The following is a 17059-nucleotide window of genomic DNA, read 5'->3' on the forward strand; positions in this document are numbered from 1 at the left end:
AAGGAGAGCTTTATGAAAGGACAGCAGGAAGAATTCACGGCATTGTATTGTAGGTTAAGCCAAGACGATGGGCGGGAAGGTGAGAGCAACAGCATTGTAAACCAGAAAGAATATCTGATGAAATACGCCAAAGAGCACGGTTTCCCTAACCCGAAATTCTACGTGGACGACGGCTATACGGGTACGAATTTTGACCGCCCTAGCTTTAAGGAAATGTCGGCGGACATTGAAAAAGGGCTTGTAAAAACGGTCATTGTCAAAGACTTATCACGCTTCGGCAGGAACTATATTGAGGTCGGCTCTTACTCCGAAATCATCTACCCAGAAGCAGGTGTGAGGTTTATCGCCATCATGGACAACGTGGACACGGGCAGCCTTGAAAGCAACGAATTTGCCGCCTTTACCAACCTTTTCAACGAATGGTATCCCAAAAGCACGAGCAAAAAGGTAAAGGAAGTCAAGAAAGCAAAAGGGTTTGCGGGGGAGCATTTAGGCGCACCGCCCTACGGATATTCGCGTAATCCAGATGACAAAACCCGTTGGCTTGTGGACGAGGAAGCGGCGACAGTCGTCCGCAGGATATTCTCACTCTGCATGCAGGGAAAAGGCGTGTCAGCCATTGCCACAGCCCTCTGGGAAGATAAAGTGCTTACCCCGTCAGCCTACAAAATGTCAAAGGGAATCGGCGTTGCAAAAAAATCGGGACATCCCTATAACTGGGAGCCAGCCACGATTGCATCCATTCTGGAAAATGTGGCGTATATCGGCGTGACGGAGAGCTTTAAATCCACCCGTTTAGGCTTTAAGAGCAAGAAACGTATTCCAACCGCAAAGGACAGGCGGACGTATATCGAGGATGCCCATGCCCCCATCATTGACAGGGATATGTGGGAAAAAGTACAGATGATACGGGAAAATAAACGCAGACCGACCAAAAGCGGCGTGACAAGTATCTTTTCGGGGCTGCTCTATTGTTCCGACTGCGGGGCGAAACTCAGCTTAGCCACAGCAAACGGATATGAGCATTTCCGCTGTTCCATGTATAAAAGGACGAGCAGGGCAAAGGAATGTACGCAGCACTATATCCGAGAGGACGCATTAAAACAGTTGGTCTTGAAACAGCTTCAGCATTTCCTCTCCTATTTACAGCAGTTTGAGCATGTGTTTATCCGACAGCAGATTGACGCCACCCTTGCGGAACGCCGATACGAGTTATCCGCAAAGCAGAAACAGATAGAAAAGGACGAAAAGCGGATAAAGGAACTTGACCGCCTGTTCCGTAAAATCTATGAGGATAATGTCAACGGAAAGCTGAATGACGAACGCTTTTACAAGCTGTCAGACGGATATGAAGCCGAGCAGGAACAGCTAAAGCAGGAAATCGAAGCCTTGACAGCCGAGGTCAGCAAAGCCGACACAGAAGCGACCAATGTCGCCAAGCTGATAGCAGTCACCAAGAAATACACCCACATCGACGAGCTGACGCCCGAAATCCTAAACGCATTTGTGGATAAAATCGTAGTCCATGAGCGTGAGAAAAAGGACGGGAAACGGACACAGCAAATCGACATCTACTATTCCTATGTCGGGATTGTGGACATCCCCACGGACGAGGAAATGCGGGAAATGGAACGGGAATATATGCAGCGTACCAAACGTCAAACCGCCTAAATATAGGCGTGGCAGGAGAAAATCTATGCTCCTGCCGATACATATCTATTTTTATCCCTATCTGGTTTAACCCATATTTGGTAATAGTATTAAGCAAAATGTATTCTATATCTGCCCAAATAAAAAGATATACATTGAGAATAGTTGCTACTATTCCGATACCGAACAATAACCAGCTATTCTTATCAGCTATGCTTATTATTTTTTCATCAGCAAAAACAAAATACCCCATCATAAAGAGGTATGTATACTCTACAAGGCTTTTTCCACCTATGGAAAGCCATTCACTCAACAATGGTAATGGTAATCCCAAAATAAAAACAAACCAAAATGGAATTGATTTTTTTGTTGTAGAAATAACCTTTTTCATTAGTACGGATACTCCAACACTCACAATTGAAATAACCAACAAATACAACAAAAACCAGAATTGTCCTACCGAAAATCCTCCATCAGCACCTGTCAAATCAGTATATCTTGTATAAAATACGGCATAATGTTGAAAGAACCCTTCACTATAAGAACAATTAAACTTATCAGCTATATACGACATTATAGGCATAAAGACTATTGTTCCAAACAAAAACGGAATAAACAGTCTTTTTGCTCTTTCAATAAGATATTCCTTATTTGTCCTCTTTTGAAGTGCATACTTTGTACTTATTCCTGCTAACACAAATAGTAGAGGCATAAAATACGGACTAAAAAAAACAGTAATACTACTAATTAATCTGTTCCCTTCAAAAAATATATAATTTGGTTCACCCCAAACATTCCATGCCTGTGTTGTATGATATGGTATAAGTATCAAAAGTATTATCCATCTTAAATTATCAATATAATGCTTATGCATACCTGAATTTATATTTTCTCACCCCCAAATTGTTATCCGTTTCTGAACGGATCATCTGGGTCTATAAGCCAACAGTTATATCCATCAATATATGCGCCGCCAGTTATGACTGGAATGATAGCGTCGAAGTTACCGACTTTGGCAGTACGGTCGATTCTGCAAGTGAATCTACATCCCAAAATACTATCATATTCGAAAGCGCCACCCTGAGCGATTTCGCCAGCAGAAAATTTCTTTGCAGCCATTGCGGTGGTTCCCGTCCCGCAAGGCGAACGGTCAACCTGACCCTCGCCAAACACAGCCATATTTACAGTTCTACCGTTCGGTTGCTTCTGATACAGATCAATTACATCGATAGTATGTTCTTTCCATCCAGTTTCATACCGAACTGATCGGCATCCACCAGCGCACAAAAGCTGCCGCTAAACTCCAGGTCGTATTGAATAGTACCGTAACCCTCAACTACTGTGGAAAGCCCCTCACGATATGAGAAAGTAGGAACATTCTCAAGATCTGCCGATACTGCTTTGCCATTCCGGATATTAACATTGATTGAAATCATTCCGGCAGGCGCATCGAAACAAACATGTGTTACAGGTTCAGTCCTCTCACCAAGTCCTGCCTCAACGACAGCAACGGCAGTTGCGATAGCACCATGACCGCACATATTAACCACTCCGCCGCTCTCCAGAAAGAGGACGCCAAAATCTGCCGCGTCGTGGACTGGCTCAACAAGCGCCACACAGAGCATATCCTTGTGGCCGCGCGGTTCAAAATACAGTGAAGTTCTGATATAATCGCAGTGCTCCATGAAGAACTGTTTCTTCTCCATCATCGTCGTGCCTTCAACCATTGGAAGCCCACTCAAAATAATTCTTGCAGGCTCGCCTTCCGTATGGGCATCCAACACTCTGAACTCTTCGTATTGATTATGAAACTTAGGCGTCAAATCCATTGATTTACCTCCCTTGTACTTACAGGCATTCCTCTTACCTGAAATAAAATGCCATTTACATTATAGCAAAAATCTGCAATAAATCAATGGTCGTCATATACCATCGTCATAAGCGACAAAACCGCAAAAAGCAAAATGGATGGAGATTTTCGGAAATTTGTGAAAATTTTTTTGTCCTATTCATTTGTTAATGTAGGTATCTGATTCATTCTAAAATACCTCCAGATAGCTTTTTACGGTTTTTCGTATTGTGGTATGTCCTTAATTTTCTTAGCGGGAATACCACCGACAATCATATTTGCCGGAACATCCTTCGTAACAATAGCTCCTGCGGCAATTACTGCGCCATCACCAATCGTCACACCAGGCAATACCATCGCATTTGCTCCGATCCATACATTCTTTCCTATGTAAATAGGTGCAGGCTCCAGATTTGCACGCTCTTTTGGATTCATGCAATGATTTAAAGTCGCAAGCACCACATTATGACCGAGCAATGCACCATCATCAATAGTAATCCCGCCTTGATCCTGAAATTTGCACCCGCTGTTAAGGAAAACATGATTTCCAATCGTAATATTTTTTTCCGCAGTCCGTATAAAAGGGCGGGAATATGTTAAGTGTATCGTTCACTGGCTTTCCTGTTAGCTTAGCGAATATTTCTCTTATTTCCTCCGGCGTGCGATAGCTGTTGTTAAGTTCCGCTGTCAGCTTCAGCGCTTCCTGTGAAAGCATACACATGTACTGATGGGTTCCCGAACCGGCGGTTATGGTTTTTCCGCTGTCCATATATGCAATAAAATCCTTTAATTCCATATTATCCTCATTCCCTCCATTTTGTTTTGCATTATCCTAATGAAAATGTAACGGTAACATCACTGCTTCCAAGGGCATCTTCCCAGCCGGACAGATCATCTATCTTACCAAGCCTTGTGTAACTCCACGAATTAGAGCCATAGAAAATGACAATCTGATTTCCGTTATATAAAACAATATCTCCAGGCTTCGTTGTTGTCTGACTATTGCTGGTCGGCAGGCTTGTTCCCAAGGAACCGACCTTTTCAAAGCCGGAATAATCGCTCATCTGAATCACAACCGGCGCTTCACGCATCATATCCACGAGAGCTTCCACCGCTGCATTACTTTCTAAAGTTACTGTAAAACTGCTATTTCCAATTTGTAAAGTCATTTTTTCCACTATGCTTTCCTCCGTGGCAGAATTATCATTTGCTTGTGACTCAGACAGATTTGATTCTTCCGGCATTTTCGGCTGCGATAAATTTGATGAATCAGAGTTGTTCAAAAGCGTAGACGATTCCTCACCATCCAACGGCGAATTATCAGTTTGATTGGGCGTAGACTCGTTGTTTGCCACAAAATCTTCTGTGTCAGAACCCATATCACTTGAATGCCCGTTATCGGCAACCTGCGTTGCTTTACTGCTCGGCGGTATGAAGGCTTCGGTATTGCTGCCGTTTTCTATACCTGAACAGCCAAATAGAAAAATCGCTATGACTATAACGCAGAACAATAGTTGCAAAAACTTTGCTCTCATCTTAAATCGCCCTCCCCATTTCGTAAGTCTACTCTAATGCAGGTTGACCGTCTATTTCTCCGACACCATTTACGCCGCCTGTGAATACCGTACCGGCAAGGCATGCTTTCGGAAAACATTCAATCCACCCGCCAAGACCGCTGTTTGCACGAGCGTCCACACCTTCTTCGTCCTCATGCACAGTAATCGCAGATTTCTTTTTTACAAGCCTCGGTTCCCACAATCACTTCTCCGTGTGCATTTTCAATATCCATAATCAGTTCACCGACTTCGGGTACATAGATATGACCGGACAGAGGATTTTTAATGCTGACAATCGGGGCGGTGAGCGTCGCTTCTACATCGGATCGCTCGAAGCTCAAATCGGTATCCGCCATCTCACAAGCAATCAGCTTCAAGTTTCTGCAGTAGCAAAGAGGCTGTGTACCAATGATTTTGCAGTTTTCAAAGGTGATATTTTCGCTGTACCACGCAAGATATTCACCCTTTACAACGCTGTTTCTGACTGTGATATTCTTTCCATGCCAGAAAGCATCTTTTGTATCGAACACACAGTTTTCAAAAACGGAATCTGTGATGTACTGGAAAGAGTATTTGCCCTTCATACTGACATCACGGAAATTCAGGTGGTCGGAGCGCATCATAAAATATTCGCCCAAGACGGTGCAGTCCTCCATTTCAATCCCACGCACTGACCAACCAAATTCGGGTGAAATGACATCGCAGCCCCGCATTTTGATATTGGCACATTCCCGCAGAGCCTTAATTCCGTGGAGCTTGGTATTGTTAATCTCCACATTTTCAGAATACCAAAGTGCGGCTCTGCAAAGCTCGGTCATCTCCGAGTTTTCGATTTTCAGTCCTGTATCATGCCAGAATGGATAGCGGAGGTTGAAAAAACAGTGGTCTACGGTAACATCTCTGCTTTCCTTAAAAGCGCTTTCCCCGTCGGCAGGGCCGTCAAAGGCACAGTCTTGAACAGAAAGGTCATAAGCCGCATATAACGCCCGTTCTTCGTCAAAGGTTTTATTTTTAATCGTTTCCATAATAAATACTCCTTTCGGTTATTAGTTTGTTTTTGCTCAATTTTCCTCTTTTCTATGGGTAAGTTAATCACCATCGCTAATCAATACAATTTTGTTGCCCCAGCCCTCCAAAACAGGATTGTTTTCAACTGTACTGCGAAATTCCTCAGTATTATTGAAATATCCAACAGGGGTATATTCACCTGTCACTTCGGCATCGCCATAGAACAGAACAATTCGGTTAGGTTCAGAATAGTAAACTGTTCCTGCCGCTTCTTCGGTAATCGTGTCAGGATCAGACGGGATTTCATAACGAGAGGGAATATCGTAATACTGCATAACCTCCCAATTTTCGTAATCGTCATAATGATAGATCGGCAATCTCCAATCAGCCGTTCCTAAGCCAGTGGAGCTTCCATAACTCGAATATCATTTTTATATAATTCATGATTCCTGTCCTCCTGTAACCATGAAAGTATAAGCAGTGTTATAATCCTCACGGTGATAGTACCTAACCTCGCCGGTGGTTTGGTTCATCACAATGCTCCATTCCGTAGCTTCAAACTCTCCGAAATTGTCCTTGTTTACGCTGTCAAGAGCGTCTCGGACATCGTTCATCTCCATTGTTTCGGAATCTTTAAGGCGATTTATCAGAAGCTCGTAACGCTCATGGGATTGCTGTGTTCCAATTCCGTTCTTTTCTCCTTCGGACAGATAAAAGTTTGTGACTGCGGGTGTTTCGGTAACAAGCATTTCATTGTTTACATATTCCACTACTACGCTTCTACCTGATTGATCTGCGATGGCGAAATGCACCATATACCCAAAAGAAGCGTGCAGGTCATAACTATTTAGTAATTCAATCGCTTCCTCAACATCTGCGGCCTGATCTAGCAGCAACCGGACAGCCGTTGTGGTTGTAACATCCGGCTTATCCGTATTCTGCTCAATGGTAGTATTGTCTTGAATCATATTAACGGAAACTGCAAGTCCCATTTCATTTAGTCCATCAAGGGGCGCATAAAGTCCGGCGAGCGCCTGTATCTCATCGGGCAGTGACGACAGCCTCAGCCCGCTTACTGTTATAAAATCCATATTAACAGTAGAAATGGAGGCGTATCCATTCTTCGGCACATTTTGGATAATCATCGCATGACAGGTATTCCAGTCGAAGTTTCTGCCAAACAGTGCATTGCCGTTTTCATCTTTTACAGCCAGCGTACTACAGCCAAATGGATTGCCGCCAAACAGCAGAGTCCCAAAATCCGCAATCCCGCTTTCCAATAAGAATGACACGACCTCGGCATCCGATGAAGCGCCGCCTTGTTCTAAAAACTCATCAAATCCATAATCCCCTATATGTCTGACAGCCGATAGTCCGCCCGTTAATTCGGTAATTTTCTCCGATAAAACAATTACGTTTGCTTGTTCCTCACCCTGTATATGGGATGTTACATGGTTACCATTATCAATAGGTACTATTTTAAAAACCGTTGTTAGGAATACGACAGCCAGTAAAATAATAAGTATTCTTTTCATCGTAAACGCTCCTTAGGCTAAATGCGTTTCTGATACCTTTATTATATCTGCGGTTTAAAGAAATAGCAAATACTCATATTAAATACGCTCCCATAGTTGACAGGCATACTAAAACATGTTACATTATAAACAGTTGAAGGAGGACGCTTTTATGGAACTAAGAGTATTACAATACTTTTTGGCGGTAGCACGGGAAAACAGTATTTCCGGTGCGGCAAAATTTCTGCACCTCTCGCAGCCTACGCTGTCCCGTCAGCTCAAAGAGTTGGAGGACGAACTTGGAAAACAACTATTTATCCGTGGAAACAGAAGGATCACCCTTACCGAAGAGGGCATGCTCCTCCGCAAGCGGGCCGAAGAAGTAATAGAACTGATTAAAAAGGCAGAGGACGAAATTACTGCATCCTCTGCTATGCTGGCCGGAGATATTCTGATTGGCGCTGGAGAAACGGACGGAAACCGTTTCCTGATAAAAGCTATGAACGCCATACAAAAGGAATATCCGCTTGTGCATTTTCACATTGTAAGCGGCGATAAAGCAATAATTACAGAAGCTATTGATCGCGGCTCTATTGACTTTGGAATCGTTTTCGGAAATATAGATACTGCAAAATATGACTCCATACCAATTCATTATAAAGATACCTGGGGCGTTTTAATGCGGCGTGACGCAGAACTTGCCAAGAAAGAGTTTGTGACGGCAGAGGATTTAATGGATAAGCCTCTGATCATTTCAAGACAGGCATTTCAAAATTCAGAATTAAAAAATTTCTTTCACATAGAACTGGAAAAACTGAATATTGCAGCCACTTACAGTCTACTTTTTAACGGTTCTTTAATGGTGGATGAGGGAGTTGGATATGCGATATGCTTCGATAAACTTGTGAATGTTTCAGGGGATAGCAATTTGTGTTTCAAGCCGCTTAAACCAAAGCTTGAAGCCCACATGAGTATCATTTGGAAAAAGTATCAGGTATTTTCAAAACCAGCACAAAAGTTCTTGCAGAAATTACAGGAAACAAATACCTACAAATAGAAATTCTGGTTTTCGCTATACCTATGCTAAGACTTTTGATTATACTTCAAGTGGGTTCAAATGTTTGCAGGAAGGGTTCACATTCAAGTTTCGCTTCCCAAAAGAGTATAGATTGCCGCAAAAAGAAAAGGGCTTCCGGTTACACATGATATGCCGAAAGCCTTTATTTCTATCTAATAGCCCATTTTGATACAATTTTATTATCCCTATACTTTTTTATTTTGCCTTCAAAGGGGGTTCAAGAAAAAAAGCCGCTCTACCAAATGTTAAGTAGATTTTAATCATTTTGTAAGTAACCCACTCCTTTGGCTTATACGCTTCAGCTCTCTTGGCGATATGATCAAGCGGCACTTTGCCCTCACCCTCGCCAAACTCACTTTTACGTTGATTACGCTGTCGGTTTTTTGTGGGAAAGCATTACAATAGTCTCCACATGTGTCGGAGCTACTATGTAAACACAATTTTTCAGCCTCGTCACTCATATAGGAACACAATTCTGCGTCATTATGTACAGCCGCAGCGTTTTTACGCTTTGGCTTAAAATCCTTTCCATTAAAATTAGAGTGGATACCAGTTTTATACACAAAGGTTATCTTCAAAGGCTCCTCCACTCCCTCATCATTATAACCTCCGATGACTATTTTTTCAACTACGCTTTCAAAAACCACCCTGTCGAAGTTCTCCAATATCTCCCCAGAACCTAACACTTTTCTGAACTCCCTTAACCGTGTTCTGGTGTTATCCTGATTCCTGCCCAATTCCATCAACCGCTCCTGTTCCTCTTGGAGCTTCTTCAACTGCTCGGACAGCTCTTGGTTTTTCTTTTCGTAAATATCCCTGTCGATATTGTTATCAAGCCTTAAATCAAGCAGCTTCTCCTTACGCCTGTGCAGGTCAGCCATTTCCTTTTCAATCTTAGGCAGACGCTTCAGAGAAGTATCGTCATTAAGGATTCCCTCAACTTTTTGCAGGAACTCATCGACAATTTCCTGCTGGTCTGTGCATAAAAGCTGGTAGCTCTTTACAAAAGCGTTCTCAATCACTTCTTCGGGGATTCCCTTACAGTGCGGGCAATGTCTTTTCCCATTTTTTGTGGCGGTGACGCACTGCCAGATTGTCTTAGTGTATGCGGAGCTGCTGTGCCAGTTCCTCCGTGTCAGAGTACCGCCGCAAAATCCACATTTTATCATGCAGCTAAACGCATATTTCCTGCTGAACTTGTTCCTTTTCTGCCCCTCTTGATGCACATTGCGGTTTGTGTTCCGCTTCGCCAGTATCTTCTGTGCTTCCTCAAAAATTTCCTCACTGATTATCGGTTCGTGATGGTCACGGATATAAAACTTATCTTCTTCCCCGAAATTTTCCAGCCGCCTTTTTGAAATCGGGTCAACCGTGAATGTCTTTCCTAAAAGCAGGTCGCCTTTGTATTTCTCGTTTTTGATAATTCCGATGACTGTGGACTGTACCCATTTTGAACTGCCGTACTTTGTCTTGTATCCCAAGTTTTCCAGTTCGTTCCCGATGACCGTGCAGCCTGCGCCCTCAATATACCGATTGAAAATATACCGTACAATTTCAGCTTCCTTTTCATTTACGGATATGCTTTTTGTATCCTTATGGTAGTCATATCCCAGACAGCCTTGAAACCCTACAAGCTCGCCCCTCTGCATCTTCATTTTCAATCCCTTTTTGACATTGGAAGATATATTCTCCACTTCCTGCTGTGCGACGGAGCTGAGTACCACCAACAGAAGCTCGCCGTCCATCGTTAAGGTATTGATATTTTCATCTTCAAAGAAAACGGCAATGCCTTTCTCTTTCAGCATACGGACATATTTCAGAGTGTCCAGTGTGTTTCTGGCAAATCTTGAAATGGATTTTGTAATTACCATATCAATATCCCCATTCATACAGTCGTTAATCATTCTCTGGAAATCCTCTCGCTTCGCTACCTGTGTGCCTGTTATGGCTTCGTCAGCGTATATGTCCGCCAGTGTCCATTCGTGTTTCTTCTTAATCAAATCCGTGTAATATGTGACCTGTGACTTATAACTGTTGAGCTGGTCTTCACTGTCCGTGCTGACACGGCAATAAGCGGCTACCCTTAACACTTCGACCTTTCTGCCACGGATACGGTTTTCACTACGGTTTGCTTTGATTACCTGCACATCGCTCATATGATTTACCTCCAAAATATTTATTGATGAATGTCATGCCGCAAGGTTCGTAACGACATTGTAATCTCTCATAAGCCGCTTCTTGATGGCTTCATATTCATCTACCGTAATTAAACTTCTTTTTTTCAGCTTCTGCAAACATGCGAATTGGATGCTGTAATGTACAAAATCCTGCTCCCTATTCTGCTCCATCGCCACACCCCGCTTTCTGCTGCTTCATGGATAAGCTAATGGCAAGAGCCTTGTCAACTCTTGCCATTATGTCCGTGGGCATTGACCCCATATGCTGTTTTAATCTCTGTTTGTCAATCGTCCTTATCTGCTCAAGCAGGATAATGGAGTCCTTATCAAGCCCTTTGTAATCTTTCACGGCAGTATGTGTCGGCAGTTTCGCTTTTGTCTGCACTCGGCTCGTAATGGCAGCGATAATGACTGTCGGGCTGTGCCTGTTTCCTATATTATTGGAAATGATAAGTACGGGTCGTGTGCCGCCCTGTTCTGAGCCGATAACGGGATTAAGTTCTGCATAAAAAATATCTCCACGCTTAATCATTCTTTCCATTATGTTTGACCTCCTATCTGGAATTTAGGCAGGTCAATCCTGCCTATGTAATAGCCAGACACAAGGAAGAATTTAAGGTCAGGAGCGCATAAAACAAGCTCTGTGTCCAATGACCACCTTATATCTGGCGTTATGATAGGAGCATCTCTATTTGTCCTCGACACCCCGAAATGCAAGTGCGTCCGTAAACGCAGGGAAGTCGCCAAACGGTCAGCAGCGAACTGACGCCACGGGAGTTTCACCCCAACTGTCTGTCTGACAGAGCCGCCCTCGTTGCCTGCGACGGATTGAATACCGTTCGGGCTGTGACTGGACGGGAGTACCATTATTCTCTTTGTGGGTTATGGCGAAATCGGGAGCTGCCCGATATTTTGAGTCGGTATTTGACCGCTCACCACCTTTCATCGCTATTCTGCTATCGGCAGGTCATGGCGTACCGCTGCACACGCTTATGCTCATCACAATCACAAAGAGGAAGTATTTGGCGAATGAGTATTCGGTTGTCAAAGAACAATCCCGTTTTCGCCACACAAAGGAAAACAGGTGAAAGGATTTTTAAGCCCCTTCACCTGTTTGCTCACTCAAAAAGGTTATGTGTAGTGTGAATATCAAAAAATATTAAAATTTTTTTTCAGCTTTTCAATGGCGATGTCCACACTGAATTTAACAGCCCTTTTCGTACACCCCTCCATCTTTGCGATTTGCTCATAGGTCATATCCCCGAAAAAATACAATAGCAGCCTGCGCTTTTGTACTTCGGGAAGTTTTGAAATTGCCTTATGTAGCAACTCACATTCCATGTTTCTTAAAACCATCTCATCTAAGTTGGTCTGCTTATAAAAGGCTCGCTCATTTAGCGTTGCTTCTGTCAGTTCGGAATGTTCAATGTGCCTGCTCACTTTGTTGAGATAGGAAATATCTTCAAGCTCAAAGAGGTTGAACAGGTCATATAAAATTTTGTCAATTTCCAGAGTTTGCAGTTTCCCTCGTCCGTCTTTAAAAGAGAGGTGGTATCTTCCCTCAACAATCATCAATGTGTAGGGATTATGCTTGTCCTTTTTTCGATTTGGATGCTTTTCATCCATCGTCCGTTACCTCCAATCTGAATTTTTTTTAAAAATCCAGATTGGACGGTGGGGAACGGCAACCCACACCAGAAATAGGCTTACGTCTTATTTTGACAAAAAACGACAAAAGAAAAACCACAAAGTCTGTCAGTCCTTTGCGGCTATAAGAATTTAAAGTTCTATGATGTAGATATTTGACGCCTACTTTTAGGGTATAAAAGTACCATACAAGAACAAGGATTTTTTTAACAAGCTATCCTTACCCCTGTTATATAATATGTAAATAGCTGCTGCTTAAAATCAGCAGCGGCGTGGCAGATAATAACCAACGCAAAAACATCCCTCCAAACTCAAAAACAGAGTTGAGGGATGTTTATTTGGACGTTGCAAAACAACCCACCAAAGCTCCGTTTTTTTTATTCGGTAGGCTTGTTTTGGTATAAATGAAAAAATACCTTTTTCTAAATAGTCAAATTGTTCTATTCCTTTGAATTCCATCCTGTGAAATCAATTTCAAGCTCTGTTTCATCTGGATGCTCCATATTAGATGGAATAGGCGATTTTATACCGCACTGCTGATTTTCCGCATACGGCAACAGAATATTCTTCAACGTTCCCATTTTTTCAAATGTGCTTTTCCTACACTGCAAACCGCAGAAAAACAGCAAGCCTGCAAAAGCGAAATGTTGGACACAACTGGAAAGATAGATATTTAAAATAGCCAGCTCGTTACCTTTGACGGAAACGCCCTGTGCAAGCTGCGCCGAAATATTTTGTTGGCAGGCTGCCAATGAAATAAAAGCTGCAATTAACAAAATTGCTGCGAGAACATATAAAATCAACGAGAGTAGACCATCTTTTTTCTTTGTTTTAATCATCTGATTGTCATTCATTTATTCTCATCTCCTTTCACTGCGTGACACATTATTTTTGCGTTTTTGTGGCTGCGAGGTAGATTGCTTATTTATTTCTTCAGGACGCTCAAAAATCTGTGCTTTTCCCTTACGAAGTTTTATCACTATATCAGCTTGTTTCGCTAACGCCCCCGAATGTGTCACAATGATAACGCAACGCTTGAGTTCATGTGCGCTTTCTTTGAGAATTTGCGTGATTTCCTCTGCTGTATCCTCATCAAGATTTCCTGTTGGCTCATCGGCAAGCAAAATCGCTGTATCGCTGGCTAATGCCCTCGCTATCGCCACACGTTGCTGTTGGCCGCCTGAGAGCTTGAGGACATTACGTTTGGTTTCTTCTTTTGTCAACCCCAAACGCTCCAGAATAGGAAGCGGAGCTTTTTTTGAGGTCAACTTCACATTTTCTATTGAGTTCATATAATCTATCAGGTTGTATGCCTGAAAGATAAAAGAAACATTTTCATGCCTGTGTTTTGCTAGTCCCAGTTTATTGATGTTCTCTCCGTTGCATACGACTTCGCCTTTAGTCGGAACATCTAAACCACCGAGCAGAGAGAGCAATGTTGTTTTTCCACACCCTGACGGACCAAGAATGGCATACATCTTTCCAACATCAAAGCTTATTGAAATATCTTCAAGTACCTTTGATTTCCCGTTATAGGAATAGCCAAGATTTTTTGTTTCTAAAATTGACATATTTTTATTCCACCTTTCATTAATTCATCTTTGTTAAAATTTCTTTTGGCTTGAGCCGCACTACTGGCACACTCGAAACAAAAACGGACAGAACGGCTACTAATGAGCCAATTCCACAGACCGCAAAAAAATCAGGAGCAGTCACATCTATTTCAATGGGTGCTGTATCTTTCCCTGTTACCTCAATGTCTTGTTCACCTACAGACTGTTCACAAGCACTTGTCATTAAATAATTACCTGCGGTATTTGCTGCCGCTGCTCCTGCAAAATAGGAAATGCCAAAAGCTACAATGGCAATAAGCAGAATTTCCACTATGTGCTGCCCGATAATTTGGATTTTATCAAATCCCATTGCCAACAATACACCTATTTCATGCACTCGTTCTTTCATCCATAGAGCAAGCATGAGCGAAAGTGCAAGCAGACTTCCGACTACGATACAAAGAAGTAACGAGGACAGCATGGAGGACATTTTTTCAAGCGGTGCAGCAGAACGTCTGTATTCTGCATCAGCCGTTTCAATGGAGAAGTCGTCCCACGCAATATTTACATTTTCCTTCACAGATTCTATGATATTACTAAGCTGCGCAGGGTCATCCACATAGAAATTCACTCCTTTATACTCGCCCTTACCATTTGTATAAAGTTCTTTTGCTGTTTTATTATCTGTAAAAATACGGTTTTGATAAAGTGAAGGTGGTGGAGCAAGCCCGGCATTTACTTGAGGTTCCTTTATCTCAAATAGTCCTGCGATGGTAAGAGTAACGACTGCACCGCCATTCATTGTTTTTAACATAATTTTGTCACCTACCTTTAGGTGATTAACAGCAGCGAGGTCTTTACTAATCAATGCAATGCTTGTGTCACCATCCCCAATATGCTTCCCTTCTGTGAGCTGGAAAATTTCCTTTTGGAAATAATTGCTTTTCTCAGAAAAGGAATTGGACTCACTTGTAGCCATGTGCAGCAATCGCTCATCCTCATCGTATTGATTGTTGGTTTTAATAAGCTCTAATGGTATACCGTCAGAGGACAGCACTTCTGATTCTCCGTTTTGGTAGGCATTGTATTGTTCAATCCCTGATATAGACATCACTTTTTCTATCACCGAATCATTAAGGGAAGAACCTGTGTATTGTACCCCACCGTTTTCGTCCGCTTTGTAATTCTCGGAATTCGCCTTATTTATCACAAGCCCAAAATTTCCACCAAGAGTGTGACGGAGTTCCAATGCTGCTGTATCCGATGTTCGTTTTGTCGATAGCCCAACTAAAACAAAGGTGGACACGACAAGTAATACTAAGAACAGAACAACGCTTTTTCCCAACTTCCTTATGACGGATAGAAAGGCTCTTTGAAATATTCCCATATGATTTCCTCTCCTAACTCATTTTAGCGAGAAGCTGTTTTGGCTTTAAACGGAACAACGGTACGGATGCAGCTAATACAGCTACAACAGTCAATAAGCCGCCGATTCCGAATACCCATAGGAAAGTCTGCGGTACTACGGTCACACTCAGCTCCGTTGCTGTATCTACATTCATCGGTGTTTCAGGAAGCGTATACCCAAAAGACCCATCTTCCTCTAACTGCGTATTCTGTGGTGTACTGCTTTGGCTGGTGTCACCCAACAAGGTGTTTCCCAAGCCTTGTGCTACTGCACTGCTCGTAAAAAACGAAATGCCAAACGACAAGATTGCTATAATAAATACTTCTGCCATATGCTGCATGATAATTTTAAATTTGCCAATTCCGAGTGAAAGCAAAATCCCAGATTCATGAGTACGGCTTTTTGTCCACATGGTAAGCAGTAAAATTAAAACTGCCACACCAATAATAGTAATAATAATGATAAGAGTGGTAATCAATCCGCTTAAATTATCCAACGGAGTAGTAGCAACTTCATAGGTCTTATTATCTGTGGATATGGAGTAACAGCTCCAATCAATGGAATTCAGTTTTTTCACTTCTTGCATAATATTGTTTAGTTCTGCGGGGTCATTCACCCGATAATGAACTTTATAATATCCTGCAGATGACCACGAGAGTAGCTTTACGCTAGTTTCTACATCCATCAATACTGTATTTTCCAAAAGTTCGCCCGGCGTAGAGAACACAGATACTTGTTGACTTACTTTTGAGTCAAAAATGCCGACAATGGTTACGGTTTCTTTCAGTTTTCCGCCTTCCTCATCACCGCCAGTAATCTGTGAATTCATAGCAATGATAAACTGGTCGCCAAGTTTTAAGCCATTTTTCTCGGCAAGCTCTTTGTGAATAAGAACGGCATTTTGGTCTTTTGGCGTAATCTGCCGCCCTTCAATTAACTCTATACTTCCCCCTGTGAACATATCCGCTTCCTGCGTGTTAGTATAGCCATAAATGTTGGCTTGCTTGCTAAGAACAGGCTCATTGGCAAACATACTGCCTTCAATGCTTTTAAGTTCTAAATAGTCACCTTCCATAGTTTTTAAGTTAGCGGGTCCGATGTTCTCCGCATTGTATCCACTGACACCAGGAACAGAGGCTACCTTATCAGCAATCTCTTTTGTAAGTGATTCCCCAGTATAAACCATTGCGTAGCTTCCGTTGCCAACATCCCGACGTTCAAACTTGGATTGGTCGCTGTGGTCTTCTTTCATAACAAAACCACCGCCAAATGACCTGCGTAAATTTGTGGCGGCTTGCTCCGAAGCACTCTGAATTGAAATGCCTGAGATTACCAATGTTCCAACCACAAGGAAAATTGCAAACAGTAAAATACTTTTTTTCCATTTGCGAGTAAGATAACGTACTGTGCGTTTCATTGCACCCATAGAAAATCCTCCTTTATTTTGTTTTCAAGAAGTATTATAAACGGAGCATTTTTCATGCGTATGAAGTGTAGTTGTCATGAAGTTGTCAAAACAAGAAAAGAGTTTCGCTTGCGAAACTCGCGCCTGCGGCGGTCGCATCGCGACATCCACCGCTCACGCCGCAGTGTGCATCCCGCCCGGAGGGCTTTTTGTT

The 17059-nt window shown here is 42.5% G+C and carries 19 protein-coding genes and 2 pseudogenes; 3 read left to right on the forward strand and 18 right to left on the reverse strand.

Features of this window, described 5'->3' with window-relative positions; genetic code table 11:
• Positions 1-12: 12 nt before the first annotated feature.
• Positions 13-1671: a recombinase family protein gene (locus tag GN277_RS17290; RefSeq protein WP_159752124.1), complete on the forward strand. Its 1659-nt coding sequence runs from the start codon at positions 13-15 to the stop codon at positions 1669-1671.
• Positions 1672-1852: 181 nt separating this feature from the next.
• Here the strand turns inward: GN277_RS17290 and GN277_RS32445 are convergent.
• From GN277_RS32445 to GN277_RS17335, 10 genes and pseudogenes are all read right to left on the reverse strand, one after another.
• A pseudogene (locus tag GN277_RS32445) lies at positions 1853-2524 on the reverse strand (acyltransferase family protein); the annotation flags it as partial.
• A gap of 32 nt (positions 2525-2556) precedes the next feature.
• Positions 2557-2829: a proline racemase family protein gene (locus tag GN277_RS31790; protein WP_330587323.1), complete on the reverse strand. Its 273-nt coding sequence runs from the start codon at positions 2827-2829 to the stop codon at positions 2557-2559.
• Between the two features lie 41 nt (positions 2830-2870).
• Complete coding sequence (locus GN277_RS30330) at positions 2871-3479, reverse strand: proline racemase family protein (RefSeq protein WP_159752130.1); 609 nt, start codon at positions 3477-3479, stop codon at positions 2871-2873.
• A 260-nt stretch (positions 3480-3739) separates the two neighbouring features.
• Positions 3740-3889 (reverse strand): annotated as a pseudogene (locus GN277_RS32450) (DapH/DapD/GlmU-related protein); the annotation flags it as partial.
• Positions 3890-4028: 139 nt separating this feature from the next.
• Positions 4029-4295, reverse strand: coding sequence for a hypothetical protein (locus tag GN277_RS32455; RefSeq protein WP_244324769.1), 267 nt, complete (start codon positions 4293-4295; stop codon positions 4029-4031).
• 31 nt (positions 4296-4326) lie between these two features.
• The gene (locus GN277_RS30345) at positions 4327-5034 is read right to left on the reverse strand and encodes a cyclophilin-like fold protein (RefSeq protein ID WP_244324770.1); all 708 of its coding nucleotides are present in this window, start codon (positions 5032-5034) and stop codon (positions 4327-4329) included.
• A 28-nt stretch (positions 5035-5062) separates the two neighbouring features.
• Complete coding sequence (locus tag GN277_RS17320; protein WP_159752132.1) at positions 5063-5215, reverse strand: hypothetical protein; 153 nt, start codon at positions 5213-5215, stop codon at positions 5063-5065.
• Entirely contained in the window at positions 5208-6080 is an 873-nt protein-coding gene (locus GN277_RS17325; protein ID WP_159752134.1) for a DUF3737 family protein, read from the reverse strand. The genes GN277_RS17320 and GN277_RS17325 overlap by 8 nt, the downstream gene beginning before the upstream one ends.
• 63 nt (positions 6081-6143) lie before the next feature.
• On the reverse strand, positions 6144-6440 hold the full coding sequence (locus GN277_RS17330; RefSeq protein WP_280178614.1) for a cyclophilin-like fold protein: 297 nt from the start codon (positions 6438-6440) through the stop codon (positions 6144-6146).
• Between the two features lie 63 nt (positions 6441-6503).
• Positions 6504-7598, reverse strand: a complete 1095-nt coding sequence (locus GN277_RS17335) for a linear amide C-N hydrolase (RefSeq protein WP_159752138.1) — start codon at positions 7596-7598, stop codon at positions 6504-6506.
• 151 nt (positions 7599-7749) lie between these two features.
• Between GN277_RS17335 and GN277_RS17340 the strand changes: the two genes are divergently transcribed.
• Complete coding sequence (locus tag GN277_RS17340) at positions 7750-8634, forward strand: LysR family transcriptional regulator (protein WP_159752140.1); 885 nt, start codon at positions 7750-7752, stop codon at positions 8632-8634.
• 281 nt (positions 8635-8915) lie between these two features.
• Here the strand turns inward: GN277_RS17340 and GN277_RS17345 are convergent, their stop codons facing one another.
• The 3 genes from GN277_RS17345 to GN277_RS17355 are packed head-to-tail and all read right to left on the reverse strand — an operon-like array spanning position 8916 to position 11373.
• Entirely contained in the window at positions 8916-10811 is a 1896-nt protein-coding gene (locus GN277_RS17345; protein ID WP_204162761.1) for a recombinase family protein, read from the reverse strand.
• 33 nt (positions 10812-10844) lie between these two features.
• Positions 10845-11003, reverse strand: coding sequence for a conjugal transfer protein (locus GN277_RS17350; protein ID WP_135977014.1), 159 nt, complete (start codon positions 11001-11003; stop codon positions 10845-10847).
• Positions 10990-11373, reverse strand: a complete 384-nt coding sequence (locus GN277_RS17355; RefSeq protein ID WP_159752142.1) for a type II toxin-antitoxin system PemK/MazF family toxin — start codon at positions 11371-11373, stop codon at positions 10990-10992. The genes GN277_RS17350 and GN277_RS17355 overlap by 14 nt, the downstream gene beginning before the upstream one ends.
• A gap of 343 nt (positions 11374-11716) precedes the next feature.
• Between GN277_RS17355 and GN277_RS29505 the strand changes: the two genes are divergently transcribed.
• The gene (locus GN277_RS29505; protein WP_204162762.1) at positions 11717-11920 is read left to right on the forward strand and encodes a hypothetical protein; all 204 of its coding nucleotides are present in this window, start codon (positions 11717-11719) and stop codon (positions 11918-11920) included.
• 61 nt (positions 11921-11981) lie between these two features.
• Here the strand turns inward: GN277_RS29505 and GN277_RS17365 are convergent, their stop codons facing one another.
• From GN277_RS17365 to GN277_RS17385, 5 genes are all read right to left on the reverse strand, one after another.
• Positions 11982-12458, reverse strand: a complete 477-nt coding sequence (locus GN277_RS17365; protein ID WP_159752144.1) for an RNA polymerase sigma factor — start codon at positions 12456-12458, stop codon at positions 11982-11984.
• Between the two features lie 461 nt (positions 12459-12919).
• Positions 12920-13333 (reverse strand): hypothetical protein, encoded by a 414-nt coding sequence (locus GN277_RS17370; protein ID WP_159752146.1) that lies wholly within the window; start codon positions 13331-13333, stop codon positions 12920-12922.
• Positions 13334-13339: 6 nt separating this feature from the next.
• On the reverse strand, positions 13340-14050 hold the full coding sequence (locus GN277_RS17375) for an ATP-binding cassette domain-containing protein (RefSeq protein WP_159752148.1): 711 nt from the start codon (positions 14048-14050) through the stop codon (positions 13340-13342).
• 19 nt (positions 14051-14069) lie between these two features.
• The gene (locus GN277_RS17380; protein ID WP_159752151.1) at positions 14070-15419 is read right to left on the reverse strand and encodes an ABC transporter permease; all 1350 of its coding nucleotides are present in this window, start codon (positions 15417-15419) and stop codon (positions 14070-14072) included.
• Between the two features lie 13 nt (positions 15420-15432).
• A complete protein-coding gene (locus GN277_RS17385; protein ID WP_159752153.1) occupies positions 15433-16866 on the reverse strand; it encodes an ABC transporter permease in 1434 nt (477 codons plus the stop codon).
• Positions 16867-17059 lie beyond the last annotated feature (193 nt).

It is taken from the genome of Sporofaciens musculi (assembly GCF_009830285.1).
In the GTDB taxonomy this organism is placed as follows: domain Bacteria; phylum Bacillota; class Clostridia; order Lachnospirales; family Lachnospiraceae; genus Sporofaciens; species Sporofaciens musculi.

Excerpts from the sequence above, each read along its gene's own strand:
- GN277_RS17350 (WP_135977014.1), bottom strand. The coding sequence starts at position 11,003 with ATGGAGCAGAATAGGGAGCAGGATTTTGTACATTACAGCATCCAATTC.
- GN277_RS17380 (WP_159752151.1), bottom strand. The coding sequence starts at position 15,419 with ATGGGAATATTTCAAAGAGCCTTTCTATCCGTCATAAGGAAGTTGGGA.
- GN277_RS17370 (WP_159752146.1), bottom strand. The coding sequence starts at position 13,333 with ATGAATGACAATCAGATGATTAAAACAAAGAAAAAAGATGGTCTACTC.
- GN277_RS32455 (WP_244324769.1), bottom strand. The coding sequence starts at position 4,295 with ATGGAATTAAAGGATTTTATTGCATATATGGACAGCGGAAAAACCATA.
- GN277_RS17375 (WP_159752148.1), bottom strand. The coding sequence starts at position 14,050 with ATGTCAATTTTAGAAACAAAAAATCTTGGCTATTCCTATAACGGGAAA.
- GN277_RS17290 (WP_159752124.1), top strand. The coding sequence starts at position 13 with ATGAAAGGACAGCAGGAAGAATTCACGGCATTGTATTGTAGGTTAAGC.
- GN277_RS17325 (WP_159752134.1), bottom strand. The coding sequence starts at position 6,080 with ATGGAAACGATTAAAAATAAAACCTTTGACGAAGAACGGGCGTTATAT.
- GN277_RS30330 (WP_159752130.1), bottom strand. The coding sequence starts at position 3,479 with ATGGATTTGACGCCTAAGTTTCATAATCAATACGAAGAGTTCAGAGTG.
- GN277_RS31790 (WP_330587323.1), bottom strand. The coding sequence starts at position 2,829 with ATGGCTGTGTTTGGCGAGGGTCAGGTTGACCGTTCGCCTTGCGGGACG.
- GN277_RS17385 (WP_159752153.1), bottom strand. The coding sequence starts at position 16,866 with ATGGGTGCAATGAAACGCACAGTACGTTATCTTACTCGCAAATGGAAA.
- GN277_RS30345 (WP_244324770.1), bottom strand. The coding sequence starts at position 5,034 with ATGAGAGCAAAGTTTTTGCAACTATTGTTCTGCGTTATAGTCATAGCG.
- GN277_RS17340 (WP_159752140.1), top strand. The coding sequence starts at position 7,750 with ATGGAACTAAGAGTATTACAATACTTTTTGGCGGTAGCACGGGAAAAC.
- GN277_RS17365 (WP_159752144.1), bottom strand. The coding sequence starts at position 12,458 with ATGGATGAAAAGCATCCAAATCGAAAAAAGGACAAGCATAATCCCTAC.
- GN277_RS17335 (WP_159752138.1), bottom strand. The coding sequence starts at position 7,598 with ATGAAAAGAATACTTATTATTTTACTGGCTGTCGTATTCCTAACAACG.
- GN277_RS17345 (WP_204162761.1), bottom strand. The coding sequence starts at position 10,811 with ATGAGCGATGTGCAGGTAATCAAAGCAAACCGTAGTGAAAACCGTATC.
- GN277_RS17355 (WP_159752142.1), bottom strand. The coding sequence starts at position 11,373 with ATGGAAAGAATGATTAAGCGTGGAGATATTTTTTATGCAGAACTTAAT.
- GN277_RS29505 (WP_204162762.1), top strand. The coding sequence starts at position 11,717 with ATGGCGAAATCGGGAGCTGCCCGATATTTTGAGTCGGTATTTGACCGC.